Source organism: Tepidanaerobacter sp. EBM-38 (assembly GCA_001896545.1).
Lineage (GTDB): Bacteria > Bacillota > Thermosediminibacteria > Thermosediminibacterales > Tepidanaerobacteraceae > Tepidanaerobacter.
This window is the reverse complement of record MPOT01000014.1, coordinates 1-4073: the sequence shown is the minus strand read 5'-3', so window position 1 is coordinate 4073 and position 4073 is coordinate 1. Positions and strand designations below refer to the sequence as shown.

Genomic DNA, 4073 nt, shown 5'->3' with positions numbered 1-4073 from the left:
GCTCGACACGAGCAAAAACACTTGTGGTTTTCGACATGCATATCGCCTCCTTCTTGGTATTTATATTTTACCATTTTGTATTGCGATATGCAATATATCAGCAGTCTAACTTCATCGGCACACATAAATATCAAGATTAAATCCCCACCGGGATGATATCGTCAAGGAAATATTCTCGCAACTGTTATAAAGCTGCTGCGTTCATTATTATTAGCCCAGTGACTTAAAAGCATCAATGATTAATTCTGCGTGTTTTTCCCTATTAATATCTTTAAGACCTTATGGTCTTTTAGAAACAACTATTCAATCTTCTGTGAGTAAGCAACTTCTTCTTGGTTTATTATATATCCTCTAAAACTAATCATAAAATCAGAATTTGTTCCGTGCCTAAATAGTCTACCCGGCAAAGAACACAAAAGAAGGAACACAAAAGAACCGTCCCCTTGTGTTGCGGTCTTTGTTTTTTATAGGAAGGAATATCCAAAAATATGGAGAATATATATTTAAGATGTTTATAGATATTCTTTCGTCAAAAAAACGGTTGATTTCGTTTAATAAAAAAGGAGGGATGTCGAATTTTTAAGATTTAATAGTTTTACATTAATATTGCAGAAAATTAAGAATTGAGACTGGATAGCTGCAGTTAGGTTGAAAATCTATTGTGTGTATTATTTTTAGAAATATCAGAAAGGAGCGATAAATTCAAATGACTGTAAAACTTACAAGATTTTTTGCTATGGTTTTGATTCTCTTGATCGGTTTAACGGGGTTTTCAGGCACAGCTCAGGCACAAACAGATATAATAGATGACAAATCATCAGTTCCTATAGAAAAAATAGAACTTGAAATCGTCCTTAAAATCGACGATAACCAAGCCTTTATAAATGGGATGCCTATGCTCTTAGATGTTCCTGCTATGTTGCATAAGGATCGCACCCTTGTGCCGATTCGGTTTATTGCTGAGGCTATGGGGGCAAATGTAGAGTATGAGCACAGTGAGCAGAAAGTTACTATAAGCAGTAAAGAAGAAAGAGAACTTGAAATCGTCCTTAAAATTGGCGATAACCAAGCCTTTGTAAATGGGGTGCCTATGTTCTTAGATGTTCCTGCTATGTTGCATAAGGATCGCACCCTTGTGCCGATTCGGTTTATTGCTGAAGCTATGGGGGCAAATGTAGAGTATGAGCACAGTGAGCAGAAAGTTACTATCCAATTAACTTCGCGATCTCCTTTTGCTGATAACATCAGCAAGATGGAAGATGCAAATAAAGTCTTTCGAGCTGAAACTAAAAAAATCATGCATGAGGTAGCCCGGCAAGAAAAAATTGAGCTTGCTGATATAGGACCTATCAATGTTGTAGCTGTAAATAATCCTGATGCCAAAATTATCAGCACTGCCGTCGAAGGCGTAGATACTTTAACTATTGAGCAATTAGCAAAGGGATCTGACGTTCTATTTACTTTTGTGCAGCTGCCTGATGGTTCTGAGATTCCTTCCGGATTTTACGTTATTCATGTTTTAGGCGATCCAAAGGCCAATAAATGGGCAGCTCAGTTTAGGAATTTAGATGGTAAAGTAGTTCTTGAAACCTCGGCTGAAGTAGAGTCGCGAGCCTCTGCTGAATCTGGCAAGGCAGCCGCGCCTGCTGGCGTAAAAACCGATATAAGCATAACAATATCTGGCTCATCGGTAGAATTTAACTTTGAAGGGGAATGGTCAATTTTTATAAAAACTTTCCTTAAAATAGGTCAAAATGGTCCTGACTCCACACCTTTGCCAGATGCAGGAGAAAGGATTGTAAAAGCAGCAGAAGACTTCACTTTTACTATAAATGATTCTCTTGTGCAGGCATCTAAAGAAACTGGAAAAGATATGTTAGATGGGTGGATGTCTATTTCCGGAGGAGATGATGAGCTATTTGCAGCTTTTACAGCCTATGAAGACGTGACAAAGCTTACTATGGAGCAACTTGCAGAAGGTCAAGATATTCTATTTGGCTATTTCCGCACTCCGGAAGATTCTAAGCTTTTAGCCGACTTTTATAATATTCGCATTGTGGAGGAATCCGGTCGCTGGGTTGGGCAATTTATAGATCATAAGGGGAAGGTGATATATCAGGGGTTAGCTGATGTTAAAGAGGGTGAACTTCAGCTAAAGAAAAAAGTAGAATTATCCGCTGAATTAGAATCTGGCGAAGGAACAACCACTTTTACTGGAGATGTTCATATTGGAAAACTAAATATCGAATTTACAATTAAGTGGGTAAGAAAACCCAAACCATAAAAAAATACTATATGTCCTAGCTATATCTTGCCTTAATTTAAAAATCAACCAAGAATTATGTATTAAAATACACCCCTGTGAAAGAAAATAATACTTTCTCAGGGGTGTATTAGTTTAAATTAAATTTAGTAACCCACATTTCGCACCTTAACCCATGACTATTTTCAATTATTATTCTCTATAAAAAAATGGGTTTGGCCTCACTATAGTGTAAATTTCCGGTCCAAAGCCGATTAAACGAAGTAAAAAAATGACTCTTTCCTCTGTGTTAGCTGGTAGATGTGCCATCAGAAAAAAAGGAAAGTGCAAGAAGCATTACATAGGTCAATATTTCTATCCTACTAGGCTTCTTTTTAAAAATTTCATTTGGAAATACGGTATCCTTTAAAAACCCAAAAGAAATTTCTACAGAATTTTTGTTTTTGTACTCTCTTAAAATATCTACAGGAGTCTTATTAAAGTAGTTGGTAATTAAGGCAAAAAGTTGGCTTTGTCTATATCTATAGCCTTTTGCTTTTTGCACTTAAAAGACCGCTTTTGAAAACGAAAGCGGATTATTAGATGCAGAACTTAAAAACAGGCTTTATATGGTATTTTCTTCCTATCTCTTATTAGAAAAACCTCATCATCCGAGCCTGCATACTCAACGAACCTTTTTACTCCTACATCTACATATTTTTCGTCCAGTTCGATAGCGTAGCAGATACGATCTAGCTGCTCACAAGCAATTCCTGTTGAAAAGCTACCAGAGAAAGGGTCGAGAACAATGCCGTTGGGAGCGCTGCTATTTTGTATGGGATATGCACACAGGGCCACCGGTGAAATTGACATTATATGGGGGATCTGTCACCACCAGATTTGCCTTTTTACCGTCCATCAACTTTTCATAGGTTTTGGCTTTGGTGCTGTCCCCGCATATGAGCCTATGCCTTCCCAAAAGCCAAAGATCCCCTTACTTGCTAATCGTGGGTTCTTTTAAGGCCTCATCTACATCAAAGTCGTCTTCTTTAACATCCTTATCATGGACTTTAGAAAATAAATCCTCTATTTCAGCGGCATCAAAGCCGGTTAAGGTGATGTCAAATATTCCGTTATCTAGTTCGCCGGCTTAATCTGATCTATGGAAATGCGCCGAATATCCACGTTTTATCACTCCTTAATCTATTGAGTTTTCTTTGTTTCTTTGTTATAATAATTGTAAAGATAAAGGATTTGTGTATTATATTTATGAATTTGGCATATACTACAAAGGAGGTTTAAGTTATGTCTGCAAATGCTGCAGAGCGTGATATTATGGACCGTAAAATAATCAGCGTTTCAAAGAAACGTCAGATTACCATACCTTTACAATTCTATAAACACCTTGGGCTCGGGAATGAAGTTGAATGTTTCCTTGAAGATGGTAGAATTGTTATTCAACCGCTTCATAGGGAACCTAGTGAATTTTCCGTTGAGATTCTAAAAGACTTAGTTTCCCAGGGTTACTCTGGTGATGAATTAGTAAAGCAGTTTGAAGTGCAAAGTAAAAATATCAAAAGAGCTGTTACCAATATGCTTGAAGAAGCAGATGCCATTGCAGCCGGTGAAAAAGAAGCGGCAAATTTTGATGACATTTTTGGCTCAGAGGACTGATTATGTACGAAATATTATTCAGTTCCCAAGCTGAGCGTTTCTTTAAAAAGATAAAGGAAAAGCCCTTAAAAGAAGCCTATAAAACAGCTCTACTAAAATTAAGTAAAAACCCTTATATCGGTCAGCCAAAACGTGGTGACCTAACCGGTATTTATGG

General features: G+C 37.2%; 4 protein-coding genes and 1 pseudogene. 3 read left to right on the top strand and 2 right to left on the bottom strand.

Translation table 11 applies throughout. The annotated features are described in order from the left end of the window. Window positions 1-706: 706 nt before the first annotated feature. Window positions 707-2284: a copper amine oxidase N-terminal domain-containing protein gene (locus BUC45_RS00810; protein ID WP_296969466.1), complete on the top strand. Its 1578-nt coding sequence runs from the start codon at window positions 707-709 to the stop codon at window positions 2282-2284. Between the two features lie 268 nt (window positions 2285-2552). Here BUC45_RS00810 and BUC45_RS00805 read toward each other — a convergent pair whose 3' ends face one another. Together BUC45_RS00805 and BUC45_RS11910 are read right to left on the bottom strand one after the other, a co-directional pair. Then, window positions 2553-2807, bottom strand: coding sequence for a hypothetical protein (locus tag BUC45_RS00805; protein WP_296969464.1), 255 nt, complete (start codon window positions 2805-2807; stop codon window positions 2553-2555). Between the two features lie 47 nt (window positions 2808-2854). Next, a pseudogene (locus tag BUC45_RS11910) lies at window positions 2855-3386 on the bottom strand (DNA methyltransferase); the annotation flags it as partial. A 161-nt stretch (window positions 3387-3547) separates the two neighbouring features. Here BUC45_RS11910 and BUC45_RS00795 point away from each other — a divergent pair. Together BUC45_RS00795 and BUC45_RS00790 are read left to right on the top strand one after the other, a co-directional pair. After that, window positions 3548-3916 carry an AbrB/MazE/SpoVT family DNA-binding domain-containing protein gene (locus BUC45_RS00795; RefSeq protein WP_296969461.1) on the top strand — a complete coding sequence of 123 codons (369 nt, stop codon included), beginning with the start codon at window positions 3548-3550 and terminating at the stop codon, window positions 3914-3916. Window positions 3917-3918: 2 nt separating this feature from the next. Then, window positions 3919-4073, top strand: a 155-nt coding sequence (locus tag BUC45_RS00790) for a type II toxin-antitoxin system RelE/ParE family toxin (protein WP_296969468.1), incomplete at its 3' end; no start/stop codon positions are given.

Bases quoted from the DNA above. Each gene is read 5' to 3' on its own strand.
- BUC45_RS00810 (WP_296969466.1), top strand. From the start codon at position 707: ATGACTGTAAAACTTACAAGATTTTTTGCTATGGTTTTGATTCTCTTG.
- BUC45_RS00795 (WP_296969461.1), top strand. From the start codon at position 3,548: ATGTCTGCAAATGCTGCAGAGCGTGATATTATGGACCGTAAAATAATC.